We start from the raw sequence: 16,972 nt of genomic DNA, 5'->3' as shown, positions 1-16,972 counted from the left end.
CGTGAATAAAAAATAGTCACCGCACTTACGTGATAGTGACTATTATTTGTGCAACTGAATGCGCTGCCTAATTTTTAGTCGCTAATTTGTTGGCCTCAGGCCGAGAACCCGCCGCTAGCCAGAAACTCTTCTTCTGCTGGAGTAGATGTGCGGCCAAGGAACTTGTTCCGGTGCGGGAAACGGCCAAAGCGGCGGATAACGTCCATATGCACCAAAGCGTAGTGATAGGCGTCTTGATCGGTGTACTGGCGGAAGAGGTCGCACGAAAGGCTCTGCATATCCATGTCTTCAGCATGCTCGAACGGCAGGAAGAAGAAGGTCTTGGCCATTGCAGGGTAGGCATGGTGGTCTTTACGCTCTAGCGCTGCAAGGGCGATCTGCTGAGCTTTCTTGTCTTGCTCAAAGGCTTTTGCTGTGCCGCGGTAGATGTTGCGGGTGAACTGGTCGAGCAGGATCAGTAGGGCCAACGTGCCATGAGGGCTTTCCTGCCAGTGGTCGTATTCACCGGCTGCCGCGGCTTCAACGTCGGCCTCGAACTTTTCGCGGATTTCGTTGTCGAATGCTTCTCCGCCCATGAACCACTTCTGCATACCAGCGGCCCACCAGAAAGATAAGATGTCGAGTGATCGTGAAATATTGGCACTGCCCATTGTCTAAACCTCAAAAACCATAGTTTCATAGACACGAAGAGAAAACGCCATTTGAATGTAGTGGCTTGTCACTAATTTGGGAATGAGCCAATTGGAAAAACACTTTTTGGATCTGATCGGGCTGAACTGTCCGTTGCCAGTCATGAAAACAAGGAAGAAGCTGGCTCAACTGGGTGAGGGCGCTGTGTTGACGGTGGTCGCGACGGACCCGATGTCGGCAATCGATATTCCGCACATGTGTAATGAGGACGGACATCAGCTCGTTTCATCGCAGTTGCTGGATGAAAAGAAGCGCGAGTTTACGATCTGTCGCGGGCCGGTTCTTGCCTAATCGCACATTCGGCTTAACTGGTTGGTCGCGGCTGCGGTTTCAAAAACTGCTCAACGGTATGGGCAAGCTTGATATCACGCGCTGTAAGCCCGCCAACGTCATGGGACGTTAGAGAAATATCGACGCGGTTATAGCTGTTTGACCAGTCTGGGTGGTGCTTTTGCTGCTGGCTGGCCAGCGCCACTTTCGACATGAAGGCAAACGCCTCGATAAAGGTTCTAAAAGTCAGGTGGCGTTCAATAGCAGTGCCATCCTCACTCAAGGTCCAGTCAGGCAAATCCGCAAGGGCTTGGTCCAGCTCCTCCTGACTAAGCAGTTCTTTGGTCACAGGTTCCTCCTCACGCCGATGTGTGCCAGCGTGTTTGGCGCTGTAGACGGGGCAGGTGCTAGGCTGATTTTAGCATAGCGTTGAAAAGGAGTGCCGTGTGATGCTTCGCAGTCTTTTCGCCTACCTTGCCTACCCGGGACTTAAAGGAGCGCTTTTAGTGACGCTCTTACTATTGGCTATTGAATAAATAGGCCCGTGAGTAGCTGTGAAATCTAAGGGTTATCCCTGCATACCTGCGCAATTACATAGGTTAGGCTAACCTTGGAAACAAACGGGAATGGCCCGTTGTCAGCGATTTATGAGGGGGTAGGCGTGCCGTTAGTACAGCGTCGAGTTTTGTTCGTGTGTTTGGGCAATATCTGTCGCTCACCCTTGGCTGAGGGTTTGTTCAGGCACCATGTTTTGCAGGCCGGACTTGAAGGGCAGATCTATGTAGACTCTGCTGGCACAGGTGCATGGCACGTGGGCAATCCGCCTGATCCGCGCAGCGTTTCCATTGGCAACGTGCACGGGGTTGATATCTCCCGCCAGCGCGCCCGCCAGGTAGAAGGGGCTGACTTCAACAGCTTCCATCACATCATCGCGATGGACCGTTCTAACCTGCAGGCTTTGGAAGAGTTCGCTCCATCTTCCTACAGCGCAACTACGCGGTTGCTGCTTCAGGCAAGCGGGCAGGATGTGCCAGATCCTTACTACGGTGGGTCTGACGGCTTCCAGCTTGTCTATGAAATGCTTCGGGATGGTACGTTCGAGCTGCTGGAGGAAATCCGCGCCGAGATGGACTGCTAAACGGTCCCGTTGCTTTTACAAATTCAATAAAAAGAAAGCCGGTCGCTGCATTCAGTGACCGGCTTTTTCATTTAGCGGAACTTGGCAATGAAGCCTTTGAAGGCTTCTGCAATGCGGGTGCCGACAATGGCTCCCTTCTTGTGCAGCCAGAAACCGGCCTTGGAGAACGAGCTGTCTAGCGCTTCAGGCTGGGCCCACTTTGGTGTCCAGCGATACAGAAGGAAGTAGGTGGTCAGGATCACCAGCATGGTGATGCCCCACGACAGCAGCGTATCGGACAGGAAGTGGCCGCCAAAGGCAACGCGGTTTGCCGAGAACACAAGGCACAGGATGGCGATAAAGATCGCGGCAGGCCATTTCCAGAAGCGTGGCAGCAGGAAGACAACGGCAAACAGCCAGATTGCCATGGATGCCTCGCCAGAAACGAAAGAGCAGTTGGTCGGGCAGATATCGGTCGGGTTCCATATGCCGATAAACGGATCAACGCCGCCAAACTCTTCAATATGCTTTGGGCGTGGACGGCCCCAGTTGTTCTTCAAGATCGCGTTCACCACGATACCTGGACCCATGATCAAGGTTGTGATGAGGAAAAGGGGCGCGCGAAGGTCTACGATGGACTTCTTGGAAGGGATGAGCAGCTTGAGCAGCAACAAGATAACGCTGATCGCCGCGATCCAAGTCATCAGGTGCGGGCCAAGGTAGCGCAGCTTTTTGAAGAACGGGCTGACAGATGCAGGAAACACGCCGTCGCCAGCGTAGAAAAGCTGGGTTGCCCAGATATCAAGACGCGGGACCGCTAGAAAAATGGCTGATACAATTGCGATGTAAACAAACGTTGCAATGAACGGATGCTTCCCACAAAAGGAAAAAAGCTTTTTAGTTTTGTGTGGCACTTCGATTCCCGCTTATTTTTCTGGGTTTTCAGCGCAGCTTATACAGGCTCCCTTCGGGCCTTGCCAAGCAATTCTGCTGGGGCGTGCTCACATTCTGCGCTACAAACAAAAGATAGTCTTTTTGAAAGTGCTTCGATGCCTAATTTGTTGTTCTGGTATGACTTTGCCTCGCCCTATAGTTACCTTAGCGCTATGCGCATAGAAAAGCTTTGTCTGGACCGTGGCATCAAACTGGTTTGGCGGCCTTTTCTTCTTTCTCCCATTTTCAAAAAGCAAGGCCTGGAGACCTCTCCCTTCAAGCTAAACCGCGCTAAGGAGGCCTATCTTTGGAAGGATGTTGCCCGCCAATGCTGGCAGTTGGGCCTTCCTTTCGAGAAGCCCAAGGCCTTTCCGCAAAACAGCCTTCATGCTGCCCGTGTTGCCTATGTTGGCAAAAACGAGAGCTGGATTGGGCCGTTTACCCGCGCTGTGTTTCACGCCCATTTTGCTTTGGGGCAGGATATTTCCAACAAGGAGCTGCTTAGCGCCCTTCTGGATGAGCTTGGCGTTGGCGGTGAAGCGACAATGAAAGAAGCAGAAAGCGCTGCTGTTAAGATTGGTGTGCGCGCTGATGTTGCCGAAGCAGAGGCGCAAGGTGTTTTCGGAGCACCGAGCTTTGTAACGTCTTCTGGAGAGGTGTTTTGGGGCAATGACCGGCTGGATGATGCGTTAGACGCTTCGTTCGGGCGTATTGCCTAAAATAATGATCTGATTTGCAAACTACGGGTTTGTCATGTGGTGCCAGCGCTCTATAACTGGTAGCGATTGATCCCAGTAGGCATGTCGGGGAGCTGTTGATCTAAGATCCGGCCCCTCCCGTGTCTTTCAGAGCGCAAAGAAACGAGACGTCCGATGCTGCAAGAAACCGTAGGTATTGTGCTGCCTATCTTCGCCATGATTGCGTTCGGGTTTCTAATAGCCGGTACAAAGATCCTTTCTCAGGATGTTGGCGATGCGCTGTCCTCGTTCTGTGTGACGATCCTTCTACCTGTTCTGATTTTCCGCACGCTTGCAAATGCAGACCTTACAAGTGTGAACCCGTTGCCACTTTGGGGCGGCTATTATTCGGCGCTATTTACGGTTTATGCGATTGCCTATTTTACCGTTCGCTATGCATTTGGCAGAGAAGCGCGGGCGGGCGTGATTGGTGGCATAACCGCCAGTTTCGGTAATGCTGGCCTCATGGGTATTCCGCTGATTACCTTTCTTTTTGGCGAAAAAGCCCTGCTGCCGTTGTCGCTGATCATCTCCATTCACCTTGCTTTAGTGACCGTTGTTTCGGTGGTGTTGATGGAGCGAGCCGTTGTGGTGGATGGCTATCGCAAGGCGCGTCCATTGCCGCAGGTTCTGCTTTCGGTTTTTCGCAGCCTTTACAGCAACCCGATTATCGTCGGCATCTTCCTTGGCGTTTTGTGGAACCTTTCCGGTCTGCACTTTCCTGAAATTGCAGAGCGGGTCATGGGCCCGATGGCGAAGGCAGCGACCCCTGTTGCGCTGATCGCTATTGGTATGAGCCTGATGAAGTACGGTATTCGCGGCACATTGGCGATTGGCTGTGTTCTCAGCGTGTTCAAGGTGGTGTTGCTGCCTGCTTTGGTCTTCTTCATGACCTCGCAGGTGATTGTGCTTGATCCGTTCTGGGTTGGTGTTGCGACGATCACGGCAGCTTGCCCAACGGGTGTAAACGCCTTTTTGCTGGCAACCCAGTTTGGCACCGGTCACGCCATGTCTGCCAACGGCATTACGATTACCACCTTCGCCTCTATCTTCTCGGCGGCGGCGTGGTACGCGATTTTGATGTCACTGGGCTATTAAGCGAACCCAAGCATCTGGCGAATTTCCGGGGCTGAGGTTCCTTGCTCCCTCAAAGATCGCAGGCTTGTTGATTTGTTGGACTTGGCAAGTTTGCGCCCGTCGTCATCCAAGATCAGCTTGTGGTGGTGGTAGGTGGGCGCTGGCAGGCCAAGCAGCTCTTGCAGCAAGCGATGCACGCTGGTGGCGTGGTAAAGGTCTTGTCCGCGAACCACATGGGTAATGCCTTGCAGGGCATCATCCAGAACCACGGAGAGGTGGTAGCTGGTTGGTGTATCTTTGCGGGCAAGAACAACATCGCCCCAAAGCTCTGGATGGGCCTTCTGGCTCACTGCTGGAGCATTTAAATCCACCAGCTCCTGCCAGAACAGCTCTGCCCCGATAAGTTTGAGTGCCTTTGCCATATCAAGCCGCAAAGCAAACGGTGCATTGGGGTCGGCTGCCAGGCTAGCCAGCGTTTCTGGCGACAGAATAGCTTCTTCCGGCGGATAAAGCGGAGCCCCGTCTGGATCGCGCGGCCAGCTTCGCCCTGTTTCCTCATAGGTGCTAATAAAGGCTTTGACCTGCGCCCTCGATGCGTACGCGCGGTAGACAAGGCCCGTAGCCTCCAACTGCGCCAGTGCTTCGGCATAGGCTTCAAAATGCTCTGACTGCCGCCGTACCGGCTCTTCGCATGTTACGCCAAGCCATGTGAGGTCTTCAAACATTTCGTCTATGAGCGTCTGGGTGCAGCGGGCTTTGTCTATGTCTTCAATGCGCACCAGAAAGCGCCCGCCCAGTTGCTGCGCCAGTTTGGCGTTGAGCAGGGCAGAGTACGCGTGGCCAAGATGAAGATGGCCGTTGGGTGAGGGCGCAAAGCGTAAGACAGGTTGGCTCATAACGGGCTGGTACGGTTCAAAGCAATAGAGGTTCCTGATAGTGTGCATAGACCAGAGTGGGCCAGTTTGGGAGTGCCGATTTGCTTTTGATTGAAACTGCCGAGGATATCCAGCGGGAGTTGGGCAGCCTGATCCAGCGCGATCCGCGGCTGGAACCGTTGCTTGCGGCAGTGGGCGAGGTGCCGCTACGCAGGCGCAGTGCAGACTTTGAGGGCCTTTCCAATATCGTGGTGGCGCAGCTTCTATCCGTTCAGGCTGCGGCCTCCATCTGGTCGCGTGTGGTTACACTGGTGCAGCCGTTTGAGCCGCAGGTGCTGCTTTCGGTCGATGAAGAAGCACTTCGTGCCGCTGGGCTTTCTTGGGCGAAAATCCGCACGCTTCGGGCAATCGCACAGGAGGTTGATGGCGGGCTGGATTTACATGCGCTCGCTTTGCAGGCAGGAGACGAGGCCCATGCCCGCCTTTGTCAGATCAAAGGCATTGGCCGTTGGACGGCTGATATCTATCTGTTGTTTTGCGCTGGGCATCCTGACGTTTTTCCAAGCGGCGATAAGGCTCTGCAAAATGTCGTTCAAAGTGTGCTGGCGCTGGAGGCGTGCCCGCAGCCGGTTCATTTGGATGATATCGCCCGCGCGTGGGCACCGCACCGCGGTACCGCTGCCCGTTTGCTTTGGGCTTATTACGCTGTAATGAAGAACGGCAAAGAAACATTGCCGGTTTGAGATCTAGAGACCCCATGAGAGAAGTTGGAATAGGCTCGCAGTTCGGGCCGAAGAACGGTGCGGCACGGGCGCTTGTTGTATTGCTGCACGGCTATGGCGGTGATGCCCGCGATATGGAGCCTTTGGCGCGGGCGCTGAATAAAGCGTTGCCTCAGGTGGATGTTGTGTGTCTTGAAGCGCCGGAGGTCTGCGCAATATGGGCCGATGGCAAGCAGTGGTTTGCAGCCTCTGCCTTTGATGCGCGGGAGATGTGGCACGGTGTGCAGTATGCCGAGGCTGGTGTTTTTCAAGCAATCTCTCGCCTGTTGAATGAGCGTGGCCTGAGCGAGCGCGAACTGCTGCTCTGTGGGTTCTCGCAGGGTGCAATGGTTGCACTGCATCTTGCACTGCATCGTTATTCAAGCCTGCTGGGCTGTGTTGGTCTGTCGGGTGCGTTGGCTGGCGGCGGCAGTCTACCAACGGCAAATCTGGAGAAATTATCAATTCTGCTTGTGCACGGCGAAGATGACACGGTTCTGGACGCCAGCTACTCTCTGTCTGCCTCATCCCAGCTGATTGCAGCAGGCTATGATGTGCAGACGGAAATTATCTCTGGTCTGGATCACAGCATTGATGGGCGCGTGCAAGACATACTATCGAATTTTATCGGCAAGTTATTGGAGCAGAAGAGGGAATGCTAAAGAGTAAAAGGGCGCGGCAGTTTCAGGGTATTCTGGACGAAAAGGGTCTGGACCTTGAGGTTATTGAGTTGCCGGATACCGCTCGCTCTGTTGTGGAGGCAGCGCTGGCGCTTAAAACCGCTGAAGCGCAAATTCTGAAGTCACTGGTTTTCAAAGCGGAAGAGTCTGGCGATGCGATTTTGGTGCTCGCGAGCGGTTCTAACCGTGTGAACGAGGATACCATCGCCACGCTGGTTGGCGGCCCGATTGTGCGTCCGGATGCCAAGTTTGTAAAAGACGTGACCGGCTTTTCCATTGGCGGTATTCCGCCGCTTGGTCATAAAAACCCGCTCACCGTGTTTGTCGATGAAGACCTTTTCACCTTTGATGAGGTTTGGGCTGCAGCTGGCTCACCGCACGCTGTGTTCTGTATTGCTGGCAATCTATCGAACGTTTTGCCTGAACACAGCGTTGTCTCGATCAAATAATCAGCTGTCTCTGTTAGCGATGTAGTCTGCCAGCTGTTTGAGAACAGCGGCACGCTCGCCAAACGGGGCCAGAAGCGTTTCAGCTTCTGCAATCAGCTTTTCGAGCTCGTTGCGGGTGGCGTCTTCTCCAAGCAGGCTGACAAGGGTTGCCTTGCCAGCTTCTGCATCTTTGCCGGTTGCTTTGCCAACAACTTCGGCATCGCCCTTCAGGTCCAGCAGGTCATCAGCGAGCTGGAAGGCAAGGCCGACAATCTCGCCAAAGCGGGTGAGACGGGCGACTTCTTCTTCTGTTGCATCACCAAGAATTGCGCCTGCCTGACAGGCATAGCGAATCAGCGCGCCGGTTTTCATGGCTTGCAGACGACGAATTTCTGCTTCTGAACGGTCGCGGTGTTCGGATTCCAGATCAAGCATCTGGCCACCTGCCATGCCGCCAACCCCAGAGGCGCGGGAGAGGGACCTGCCAAGGCTCAAGCGCACCTTCGCATCCTCGTGAACAGCGTCTTCTGTGATGAGGTCGAATGCTATGGTGAGCAGGGCATCGCCTGCTAGAATGGCCGTTGCCTCATCAAAGGCAACATGGGTGGTTGGCCGGCCGCGGCGCAGCTCGTCATCGTCCATAGCCGGAAGATCATCGTGCACCAGCGAGTAGCAGTGAATGCACTCTAGCGCGGCTGCAGCTTGATAAATGCCGTTGTCTGAACGGCCAAAAAGACCAGCAACTTCAACAAGTAGGACAGGGCGCAGGCGTTTGCCGCCAGCAAGGGATGCATAGCGCATCGCTTCCAGTAGACGCGGGGCTCTAAAGACCTCTCCCTCAAGTGGAGCGGATTGGAATGTTTGCTCCAGAACCTTTTCCAACTGTGTGGCGATAGAAGAGATGCGCCTCTTGAGCTGGGTGTCCACGCGCGTGTTCCTTTGGTGTTGCCGATTGAATGCAGATGCTCCGTGGCGGAGCCAATTACAATTGATGAGAAAAATCGACGTAAAATGCCTCTAAAACGTCTCCCCCGAATTAGAGGTGAGGTCAAGAGAAACTTGCGTGGCTAAGCTGATGTTTTGTGCGTGAGGAATTGCTTCACAATTATGACGTAGCGTAAAGTCGAACAAACTCTCTCCCGTAATGGGGCATTAAGACTGGAGAAACAGGTATGCGTGTCTTCAAGAAAATGCTGGAGGGGTACGTCAAAAAAGGTCGCTTGGTTATTATTGATGCCGACGGTGAGCATCATGTAATCGAGGGGCAGGAAGAGGGGCCTGAGGCAACTATCCGCTTTCATAGCAAGACGTTACCCTACACCTTAATGATTGATCCCGAGCTGAAAGGCGCGGAAGCCTACATGGATGGACTGCTGACGATTGAACCACCTTACCGACTGGTGGATATGATCTCAGTCTTTCAGGCCAATGACGGGCCGATCTCGCAAAGCCGCTTTCATCAAGTGCTTCTTTCGCTACGCGAGGGCTATAGCCGCCAAGACCAGAAGCTCAATTTGCGCAAAAACAAAGCGCAGGTGCGCCATCACTATGATCTGTCGACCGAGCTTTACCGCTTATTTCTGGATGAGGGGCTGAACTACTCCTGCGCTTACTATCGCACGCCGGAAGATACGCTGGAGGAGGCGCAGCAGGCCAAGCTTGACCACATCGTTGCCAAGCTGGACCTCAAGCCGGGTATGCGTGTTCTGGAAATTGGTGGCGGTTGGGGCTCGCTTGCGATCCGCATGGCGCAGGAAGGCGTGGATGTGGTGTCACTCAATGTCTCACGCGAGCAGGTGAAAATTGCTGAAGAGCGAGCCGCAGCAGCGGGCCTGCAAGACAGAATAGACTTTGTCATCAAAGACTATAACGAGTTTGAAGGCCAGTTCGACCGCGTCGTTTCCGTTGGCATGATGGAGCATGTGGGTATTGGCAATTATGAGGCCTACTTCGGAAAGGTGCGTGACTGTCTAACTGAAGACGGCTTTGCAATGATCCACTGCATTGGCCGCAATACGCCGCCAGGAACGACGGGGCCGTTCCTGCTGAAGTACATCTTCCCGGGCGGATATGCGCCGGCAATGTCGGAGGTGTTTAAGGCGACCGAGAACTTGCGTTTGTGGGTGTGTGATGCCGAAATACTACGGCTGCACTACTACTACACACTGCGTGATTGGCGTCGCAATTTTGAACGCAACCGTGAGCAGATCAAAGAGATCTATGACGAGCGTTTCTGCCGGATGTGGGAGTTTTATCTGGCGGCGTGTGAAGCAGGCTTCCAGAGTGGCTCGACCATGGTGTTCCAGCTTTTGATCGCCAAAAAGCGTGATGCTGTGCCGATTACCCGAGACTTCATTACGCAGAACGAGCAGGAAATGCTTTCGCGTTCGCATCCAACGCTGCGACAGGCAAAGGGATAAACAAAAAAAAGGTCGTGGCGATGCACCACGACCTTTTCGAATTCTTGGAAGGGGTTGGCTTATTCAGCCGCAGCAAGTTCTTCAGCTGCTTCCAGTGCAATAGCTGCAGACTGGATGATAGAAGCGTAGCGGATTGCGGTCTGAACCATTTCAGCGGTTACGCCAGCTTTGCGCAGTACAGCTTCGTGGCTGTCGATGCACATGCCGCAGCCGTTGATGGCAGACACAGCCAGAGACCACAGTTCAAAGTCAACTTTGTCTACGCCCGGCTTTGCGATGATGTTCATGCGCAGCTTTGCAGGCATGGTTTTGTACTGCTCGTTAGAGCTCAGGTGTACAAAGCGGTAGTAGATGTTGTTCATGCCCATGATGGTAGCTGCAGCCTTTGCAGCGTCCAGAGCTTCAGCGGACAGATGCGGCGCAGCTTCTTCCAGCATAGCGCGGCGAACAACAGGGTTACGGGATGCGATACCGCAAGCAACCATTAGGCCGTATTTCTGCTGGTTGGTCAGGCTCTCGTCGGAAGCCATGGAACCAAGGTTCAGGCGAACATCTTTAGCGTAATCAGCGATCTGGGACTTAAGAGCATCAATGGACATGGTGGACTCGTAATTTTTTGATTTGAAAGGTCAAGAGCGCGGGGCGCGGTCTCGAGGTCCCACGACGGGACCCCGAGTAAGGCTTTGATAGCTGATTATGCAGCCAGAGTGTCGCCGCCAACCTCACGGTTACATGGGCACAGTTCGTCGGTCTGCAGAGCGTCCAGAACACGCAGGGTGTCTTTAGGGTTACGGCCAACGTTGAGGTTGGTTGCGTAAACGTGCTGGATGGTGTTCTCGTTGTCGACGATGTAGGTGTAACGGTAAGCAACGCCAGCTGGGGAGCGAACGCCGAGGCCGTCTACGAGAGAGCCGTTGGTGTCAGCAAATGCCCAGATTGGCAGCTTGTCGAGGTCTGGGTGCGCACGGCGCCATGCCAGCTTACAGAATTCGTTGTCGGTAGAACCGCCGAGTACAACTGCGTCGCGGTCTTCGAACTCACCAGCAAGGCGAGCGAACTCAGCGATTTCAGTTGGGCATACGAAGGTGAAGTCTTTTGGATAGAAGAAGATGACCTTCCACTTACCTTCAAAGCTCTTGTCGGTGATGGTTTCAAACGCGCTTTCGCCGTTTTCTTCGTGGTTGTTAAAACCAGGCTTAACACCAGTTACTTTAAATTCAGGAAGCTTATCACCAATACCGAGCATGTTTATTCTCCTAGAGAGTGGCACCCGCCTTAAGGCGTTGCAATTAAGAAACTTTATCCTGCACCGGTCGCACCGGAATTCAGCAGATGCGTCATTTATGCGTCTAGAATGGTGATCGGTCAAAACGATAATATCGAACGATGCTATCGTTTTTTTCGATTCTGTAGTTTAGAATGATTCAAAACGTAGGGATTTCAAGGGTTTTAAATACCCACAGTTACGGCAGTTGTAATTAAACCTTAGGTAGTTGAGCTTATAATGCTAACCTTGCGGCAACTTCAATATTTTAAGGCGTTGGCGACTCATTTGTCGTTTTCAAAGGCGGCGCAGGCCTGCGGTATCACCCAGTCAACGCTCTCGGCTGCGATCAAGCAGCTTGAAGACGCGTTGGGTGCGGAGCTGGTGGATCGCACGGGTAGGGTGCTTATGCTAACGGAGGCCGGTGAGATGGTGCTGGCCCGTGGCAGCGGGTTATTGCTGGAAGCGGAAGATCTGGTGCAAGGGGTGCAAATGCACACGCTGCCAATGACCGGCAGATTCCGCTTTGGCGTTATTCCGTCCATTGCCCCTTATATTCTGCCCGGCTTACTGCCGCGTCTTAGGGAGCAGTATCCGCAGCTCAAGTTGCATTTGCGGGAGGATTTGTCTCGCAATTTGATGAATGCGCTCAGCGAAGGCAAGTTGGACGCGGTGCTGATGGCGCTGCCCTATAATATTGCAGGCTATGAGTATGCCGAGGTTGGCAAGGACGAGTTTCTTCTCGCTGTTCCCTCATCCAACGCCCTTTCGAAGTTCAAAACGGTGTCGCGAGATAAGCTGAGCGGGCAAAAACTTCTGCTGCTGGAGGACGGCCACTGCCTTCGCGACCACGTTTTGAGCGCTGTTGGCGCGAAAATGGAGGTTCACGGAGATGAAGTACAAGCAACATCAATGACTACGCTTGTGCAAATGGTGGATAACGGGTTTGGATTGACCCTCATTCCACGTCTTGCAGCAGCAGCTGGTGTAGCCAATGGAACCTCGCTTTGTTTTGCGGCGATCGAGGGACGAAAGGCCATGCGAGATATCGGAGTTGTGTGGCGCAAGCATGCTTCGATAGAAGGAAATGCAATGCTGATGGCCTCGTTCCTGAAAGAGATACTGGGGCCAGTCTTGGCGGTAAAGTAGGATAGCGTTTTGACCTTGCAGTCAGCAAAAGCCAAAAGCAAAGGAAATGGCAAAGGGGCGCCGAGCTTCAAGCGCTCTTTGAAGCGTATTGTGCTTTGGGCGCTGGCGGGGGTGATCGCTTTGCCTGTTGTGCTGAGTGTGCTCTACACCGTCGTCAATCCGATCTCGACGCTTATGCTGGCGCGTTATCTAACAGGTCAGCCGGTCACGCGTGAGTTTGTTCCGCTGGAGAAAATTTCCACGAATCTTCAAAGGGCTGTTGTGGTTTCCGAGGATAGTTTGTTTTGCCAGCACGATGGAATCGACTGGAAAGCAACCCATCAGCAGGTCGCGCAATTGTTTAAAGGGGAGCGTCCGCGGGGCGCTTCGACGATCTCCATGCAGCTCGCCAAGAACCTGTTTTTGTGGAACGGGCGCAACTTTGTACGCAAGGCTCTAGAGGCGCCTCTGGCCATTCTTCTGGACACCGTTCTTGGAAAAAGAAGGGTTTTAGAGATCTATTTGAACGTTGTTGAGTGGGGCGACGGGGTGTTTGGCGCTGAAGCCGCTGCGAAAAAATACTTTGGGCGTTCTGCTGAGAAATTAAGTAAAACCCAAGCCTCCTTGCTGGCAACTGCCTTGCCGAACCCCCTTGTTAGAAATGCCGCAAAACCTAGCTCTGGACATCGGCGTCTTGCGGGTATAAATCGTAGCCGAACTCAGGTGGCTGGCGATGTGCTCAGCTGCACATTGCCATAAGTGCGGCGCTACGAAATTATTTCGTATTTGAGTCTGGCAAATTCGAAAATTTGCCTGTATAACCCCGCCATTCTGAAACTTATAAGTTTCGCACGTTGAGGCCACGCGCCCCGGCGCGTGAGTATTGACGAGAGAGAGAGCAACGATGGCAGTTCCTAAAAGAAAAGTTTCGCGCATGAAGCGCGGCTTTCGCCGTTCTGCAGACGCCCTCGCACAGCCGACTTATGTAGAAGACAAGGATTCGGGCGAACTGCGTCGTCCGCACCATGTTGATCTCAAGACCGGTATGTACCGTGGTCGTCAGATCCTTCAGCCAAAAGACGACGTCTAAGACTGAAGCTTCGGCGAGATGCTATAAATGACTAGGCCGTCCCTCTGGGCGGCCTTTTCATTTTTCTGGCACTGTTTTCGTTGGTGCCTCGCTGGCATGCCGCCGTCCTCATTCAAGCGCATTTGTTTCGTAGCTCTGCCTTCGGCGGGGCTTTTTTGTTTGCGGGTGTCTCTTGCAAGGGCTGAGAGGTGAGAGCTGGATGCCGGATCAAGCCCGGCATGACGGCAGGGGCTTTAACCTCGCCTCAATGCACGTTGTCACCCCGCGCTTGATGCGGGGTCTAGGCGAATAAAAAAAGGCGCTCGAAACGAGCGCCCTTTGGTGTTCCTGACTTACAAAGCTTAAATGCTGGCAAGTGCTTGTCTTACGTCGTCCAGCAGGTCTTCCGGATCTTCAAGGCCGACAGACAGGCGCAGGGTGTGGTCGGTAATGCCAAGCTCAAGGCGAGCTTCTTCAGCGACGCTCTGGTGCGTTGTCGTTGCCGGATGAGTGATCAGGCTCTTGGCATCGCCCAGATTGTTGGAGAGCTTCACGATCTGCAGTGCGTTGGAGAACTTGAAGGCTGCTTCTTTGCCGCCAGAGAGATCGAACGCCAGCATGGTAGAGCCACCGCGCATTTGCTTTTGAACAAGGTCGGCCTGCGGATGATCTGCGCGCCCTGGATAGATAACGCGCGAAACAGCAGAGCTTTCCGCCAGCAGATCAGCAATCTTTGCGGCCGTTGAGGTCTGGCGTTCTACTCGCAGCGGCAGGGTCTCCAAGCCTTTCAGCAGAACCCACGCGTTGAACGGGCTCATGGCCGGGCCAGTGTGCTTGTACATGTCGTGGAACTCTTCTTCGATCCACTTCTTGTCAGAAAGCACGATACCGCCAAGACAGCGACCCTGACCGTCAATATGCTTGGTCGCAGAATAGATCACCACATCGGCGCCGAGGGTGAGAGGCGCCTGCCAAATGGCTGTCGCAAATACGTTATCGACGATAAGACGCCCGCCAACGCCATGAATGATATCGGCGACTGCCTGAATATCGATGACATCCAGCGTTGGGTTGGTTGGGCTTTCAAGGAACGCCGCTTTGGTGTTTGGACGGATCGCCGCCTTCCATTGCTCGATGTCTGTGCCATCGATCAATGTGGATTCAACGCCGTAGCGCGGCAGGATCTGCTCGATGATGTATCGACACGAACCAAAAAGCGCCTTGGGAGCGATGAAATGATCGCCTGCGCGTACGCAGGACATAATGGCTGAATTAACAGCGGCCATGCCCGAAGCTGTGGCGCGGGCAGCTTCTGCCCCCTCCAGCTCGCACATGCGCTGTTCAAACATGGCAACGGTCGGGTTTGCGTATCGGGAGTAGATGTAACCTGGAAGTTCACCAATGAAACGAGCTTCAGCTGCCTCAGCGCTTTCGTAAATGTAGCCCTGCGTCAGAAAAAGTGCTTCGGACGTTTCACCAAAGCCCGAACGGGTTGTGCCACCGTGAACGAGTTTGGTTGCTGGTTTCCAGTCTTTATGAATTGGATTGGTCATTTTCTGTCCTTGCCCGATGTGGATAACAGCGCCTTTGTGGCTGCTTTCCAAAGTAAACCCGGCCTAAAGCCAGGATCTCGCGCAAGAACCCGACCCTTTAGCTAATTATTTAACGTGGCAGCAAGCCGGCCGGCCCAAATCACCACGGATAGGTGTTCTTCTGTAGTTGATTATGAGTGGAGCGTCAATTGCATCCATCTCATTCCCTTCTTGGCTTACACTCAATTCTCCTATAATCACAAAATCAAAGACAAACGGGCAATTACACAGATCAAACCCGATATTAGATTGAGAAACAGCGGGGCAAAACGGATTATGGGCGGAATTCTTCCGGCACGAGCGATCAAAGCCATGTTCGAGGATGGCACCATCAAGGCCCCGAACACGCCTGATAGTGACCAGATCCAACCTGCCAGCTTGGACCTACGTCTTGGCCAGCAGGCATGGCGTGTGCGGGCCAGCTTTCTTCCAGGCCCTGGCGCGAAGGTAGAAGAAAAGCTTCAAGGGTTGATCCTGCACGAGATCGACCTGTCCAAGGGCGCCGTTCTGGAAACCGGCTGCGTTTACATTGTAAAGCTACAGGAAGCATTGAGCTTGCCTGCGGGCCTTTCTGCGACAACCAACCCGAAAAGCTCAACCGGACGCATTGACGTGTTCACCCGCGTGATCACTGACGATGGCCGCGAGTTTGACCGTGTGCCAGTGGGCTATAATGGCGCGCTTTATGCCGAGATCTCGCCGCGCACATTCCCTGTGCTGGTGCGCTCTGGCTCCCGCCTGTCGCAGATCCGCTTCCGTGATGGCGATGCGCTGATTTCCGATGAAGCGCTGCGCGACGTCCATAAAGAGCATATTCTGATGAGCGGCGGCAATGAGCTGATCGGCGGCGGTGTCCAGCTTTCTATCGACCTGATGGGCGATGGTATCGGCAGCTTGATCGGCTACCGTGCCAAACGCCATACCGGTTTGATTGATGTGGATGTGAAGGCAGCCCATGATCCGCTGGATTTCTGGGAGCCGATCTACAACCGCGGCGACGCCTCTTTGATCCTTGATCCGAACGAGTTCTACATTCTTGTTTCGCAGGAAGCGGTTCATGTGCCGCCAATGTATGCAGCAGAGATGGTGCCGTTTGACCCGCTGGTAGGTGAGTTCCGCGTGCACTACGCAGGCTTCTTTGATCCGGGCTTCGGTCATTCAACTGTTGGCGGAACTGGCTCACGCGCGGTTCTGGAAGTGCGCTCCCACGAAGTGCCGTTCCTAGTTGGTCATGGCCAGACCGTTGGCCGTCTCGTTTACGAACACATGGCAGAGCGTCCGGCAACGCTTTATGGCGAAGGTATCGGTTCCAACTATCAGGGGCAGGCGCTCAAGCTTTCCAAGCACTTCAAAGTGGCGGAAAGCGCCAGCTGATCAATGGCAAACTACGTTACAGTAACGCGGGAATGGTATGCGGAGACCGAAGAGAAAAAGTCCCGCTTTCTCGCGTTTCTTGTTCCTTTTGAAGACTTTGATGCCCGCTTGGAGGCTTTGCGTGAAGAACACCGCAAGGCCAACCACCATGTGACAGCGTCTCGCTACATTCAAGAGAACGGGCGCGTCATTGAAAGCGCCAAGGATGACGGCGAGCCTGCCGGAACCTCCGGCATGCCCATGCTGAAGACCATGATAGGCGCGAACCTCGTCAACTGCGGGGTTATTGTGGTGCGCTACTTCGGCGGTATCAAACTGGGAACGGGCGGTCTGGCGCGGGCCTATTCGGGCGCAGCCAATGAGGTGATCCGGTGTGCTGATTTGGTACCGTGGTTCCCGATCAAGACAAAAAGACTCTCTGCAACCTTTGCTTCGAGTGCGGAGCTGGAGCGCAAAATCGCCAATCTTGCCTTGACCGTGGATGACCGCAGTTTCACAGAGGATGGTGTAACCCTTACGGTTAGCGGGCCTGATCACATACTCGATCAGATTTAACC

The 16,972-nt window shown here is 53.9% G+C and carries 21 protein-coding genes and 1 riboswitch; of the genes, 13 read left to right on the top strand and 8 right to left on the bottom strand.

The features are described from left to right. Positions 1–95 precede the first annotated feature (95 nt). Complete coding sequence (locus E1162_RS14190; RefSeq protein WP_155132238.1) at positions 96–650, bottom strand: DUF924 family protein; 555 nt, start codon at positions 648–650, stop codon at positions 96–98. An 82-nt stretch (positions 651–732) separates the two neighbouring features. Here E1162_RS14190 and E1162_RS14185 point away from each other — a divergent pair, with 82 nt between their 5' ends. Next, positions 733–981, top strand: coding sequence for a sulfurtransferase TusA family protein (locus E1162_RS14185; RefSeq protein ID WP_155132236.1), 249 nt, complete (start codon positions 733–735; stop codon positions 979–981). A gap of 13 nt (positions 982–994) precedes the next feature. Here E1162_RS14185 and E1162_RS14180 read toward each other — a convergent pair whose 3' ends face one another. After that, the gene (locus E1162_RS14180) at positions 995–1,309 is read right to left on the bottom strand and encodes a 4a-hydroxytetrahydrobiopterin dehydratase (RefSeq protein WP_371311948.1); all 315 of its coding nucleotides are present in this window, start codon (positions 1,307–1,309) and stop codon (positions 995–997) included. 312 nt (positions 1,310–1,621) lie between these two features. On the opposite strand from E1162_RS14180, the gene E1162_RS14175 reads away from it, so the two are divergent. After that, a complete protein-coding gene (locus E1162_RS14175; protein ID WP_371311947.1) occupies positions 1,622–2,098 on the top strand; it encodes a low molecular weight protein-tyrosine-phosphatase in 477 nt (158 codons plus the stop codon). A gap of 71 nt (positions 2,099–2,169) precedes the next feature. Here the strand turns inward: E1162_RS14175 and E1162_RS14170 are convergent, their stop codons facing one another. Beyond that, the gene (locus E1162_RS14170; protein WP_155132232.1) at positions 2,170–2,991 is read right to left on the bottom strand and encodes a phosphatase PAP2 family protein; all 822 of its coding nucleotides are present in this window, start codon (positions 2,989–2,991) and stop codon (positions 2,170–2,172) included. A 135-nt stretch (positions 2,992–3,126) separates the two neighbouring features. Between E1162_RS14170 and E1162_RS14165 the strand changes: the two genes are divergently transcribed. Together E1162_RS14165 and E1162_RS14160 are read left to right on the top strand one after the other, a co-directional pair. Next, positions 3,127–3,729: a 2-hydroxychromene-2-carboxylate isomerase gene (locus E1162_RS14165; protein WP_155132230.1), complete on the top strand. Its 603-nt coding sequence runs from the start codon at positions 3,127–3,129 to the stop codon at positions 3,727–3,729. 153 nt (positions 3,730–3,882) lie between these two features. Next, entirely contained in the window at positions 3,883–4,845 is a 963-nt protein-coding gene (locus E1162_RS14160; protein WP_155132228.1) for an AEC family transporter, read from the top strand. On the opposite strand, the gene gluQRS is transcribed toward E1162_RS14160, so the two are convergent. Next, positions 4,842–5,720, bottom strand: coding sequence for a tRNA glutamyl-Q(34) synthetase GluQRS (gene gluQRS, locus E1162_RS14155; RefSeq protein WP_155132226.1), 879 nt, complete (start codon positions 5,718–5,720; stop codon positions 4,842–4,844). The genes E1162_RS14160 and gluQRS overlap by 4 nt on opposite strands. 80 nt (positions 5,721–5,800) lie before the next feature. Between gluQRS and E1162_RS14150 the strand changes: the two genes are divergently transcribed. Genes E1162_RS14150 through E1162_RS14140 form a run of 3 tightly spaced genes read left to right on the top strand, consistent with a single transcriptional unit; the run spans position 5,801 to position 7,589 of the window. Then, complete coding sequence (locus E1162_RS14150; RefSeq protein ID WP_155132224.1) at positions 5,801–6,442, top strand: DNA-3-methyladenine glycosylase family protein; 642 nt, start codon at positions 5,801–5,803, stop codon at positions 6,440–6,442. Between the two features lie 14 nt (positions 6,443–6,456). Further along, on the top strand, positions 6,457–7,122 hold the full coding sequence (locus tag E1162_RS14145; RefSeq protein WP_155132222.1) for an alpha/beta hydrolase: 666 nt from the start codon (positions 6,457–6,459) through the stop codon (positions 7,120–7,122). Continuing rightward, positions 7,116–7,589 carry a YbaK/EbsC family protein gene (locus E1162_RS14140; protein WP_155132220.1) on the top strand — a complete coding sequence of 158 codons (474 nt, stop codon included), beginning with the start codon at positions 7,116–7,118 and terminating at the stop codon, positions 7,587–7,589. The genes E1162_RS14145 and E1162_RS14140 overlap by 7 nt, the downstream gene beginning before the upstream one ends. Here the strand turns inward: E1162_RS14140 and E1162_RS14135 are convergent, their stop codons facing one another. Next, positions 7,590–8,495, bottom strand: coding sequence for a polyprenyl synthetase family protein (locus tag E1162_RS14135; RefSeq protein ID WP_371311946.1), 906 nt, complete (start codon positions 8,493–8,495; stop codon positions 7,590–7,592). It abuts the gene before it with no gap. A 245-nt stretch (positions 8,496–8,740) separates the two neighbouring features. On the opposite strand from E1162_RS14135, the gene E1162_RS14130 reads away from it, so the two are divergent. Further along, positions 8,741–9,988 (top strand): SAM-dependent methyltransferase, encoded by a 1,248-nt coding sequence (locus tag E1162_RS14130; RefSeq protein ID WP_155132218.1) that lies wholly within the window; start codon positions 8,741–8,743, stop codon positions 9,986–9,988. Between the two features lie 59 nt (positions 9,989–10,047). Here the strand turns inward: E1162_RS14130 and ahpD are convergent, their stop codons facing one another. Continuing rightward, a complete protein-coding gene (gene ahpD, locus E1162_RS14125) occupies positions 10,048–10,587 on the bottom strand; it encodes an alkylhydroperoxidase, AhpD family (RefSeq protein WP_155132216.1) in 540 nt (179 codons plus the stop codon). Between the two features lie 95 nt (positions 10,588–10,682). Then, on the bottom strand, positions 10,683–11,234 hold the full coding sequence (locus E1162_RS14120; protein ID WP_155132214.1) for a peroxiredoxin: 552 nt from the start codon (positions 11,232–11,234) through the stop codon (positions 10,683–10,685). Positions 11,235–11,492: 258 nt separating this feature from the next. Between E1162_RS14120 and E1162_RS14115 the strand changes: the two genes are divergently transcribed. From E1162_RS14115 to rpmF, 3 genes are all read left to right on the top strand, one after another. Then, positions 11,493–12,401, top strand: a complete 909-nt coding sequence (locus E1162_RS14115; RefSeq protein WP_155132212.1) for a hydrogen peroxide-inducible genes activator — start codon at positions 11,493–11,495, stop codon at positions 12,399–12,401. Positions 12,402–12,410: 9 nt separating this feature from the next. Continuing rightward, positions 12,411–13,139: a monofunctional biosynthetic peptidoglycan transglycosylase gene (gene mtgA / locus E1162_RS14110; protein ID WP_257099004.1), complete on the top strand. Its 729-nt coding sequence runs from the start codon at positions 12,411–12,413 to the stop codon at positions 13,137–13,139. Positions 13,140–13,284: 145 nt separating this feature from the next. Beyond that, a complete protein-coding gene (rpmF, locus tag E1162_RS14105; protein WP_155132210.1) occupies positions 13,285–13,470 on the top strand; it encodes a 50S ribosomal protein L32 in 186 nt (61 codons plus the stop codon). A 341-nt stretch (positions 13,471–13,811) separates the two neighbouring features. Here rpmF and E1162_RS14100 read toward each other — a convergent pair whose 3' ends face one another. Further along, entirely contained in the window at positions 13,812–15,002 is a 1,191-nt protein-coding gene (locus E1162_RS14100) for an O-succinylhomoserine sulfhydrylase (protein WP_155132208.1), read from the bottom strand. Positions 15,003–15,079: 77 nt separating this feature from the next. Continuing rightward, positions 15,080–15,158, bottom strand: a riboswitch (SAM riboswitch). Positions 15,159–15,317: 159 nt separating this feature from the next. Between E1162_RS14100 and E1162_RS14095 the strand changes: the two genes are divergently transcribed. Together E1162_RS14095 and E1162_RS14090 are read left to right on the top strand one after the other, a co-directional pair. Further along, positions 15,318–16,415 (top strand): 2'-deoxycytidine 5'-triphosphate deaminase, encoded by a 1,098-nt coding sequence (locus E1162_RS14095; protein WP_155132206.1) that lies wholly within the window; start codon positions 15,318–15,320, stop codon positions 16,413–16,415. Between the two features lie 3 nt (positions 16,416–16,418). Beyond that, positions 16,419–16,970 carry an IMPACT family protein gene (locus E1162_RS14090; protein ID WP_155132204.1) on the top strand — a complete coding sequence of 184 codons (552 nt, stop codon included), beginning with the start codon at positions 16,419–16,421 and terminating at the stop codon, positions 16,968–16,970. Positions 16,971–16,972 lie beyond the last annotated feature (2 nt).

The sequence above is a fragment of the Pseudovibrio flavus genome, assembly GCF_009711345.1.
Classification (GTDB): domain Bacteria; phylum Pseudomonadota; class Alphaproteobacteria; order Rhizobiales; family Stappiaceae; genus Pseudovibrio; species Pseudovibrio flavus.
Note: the sequence above shows the minus strand (reverse complement) of the source record. Positions and strands in the feature narration are given on the sequence as shown.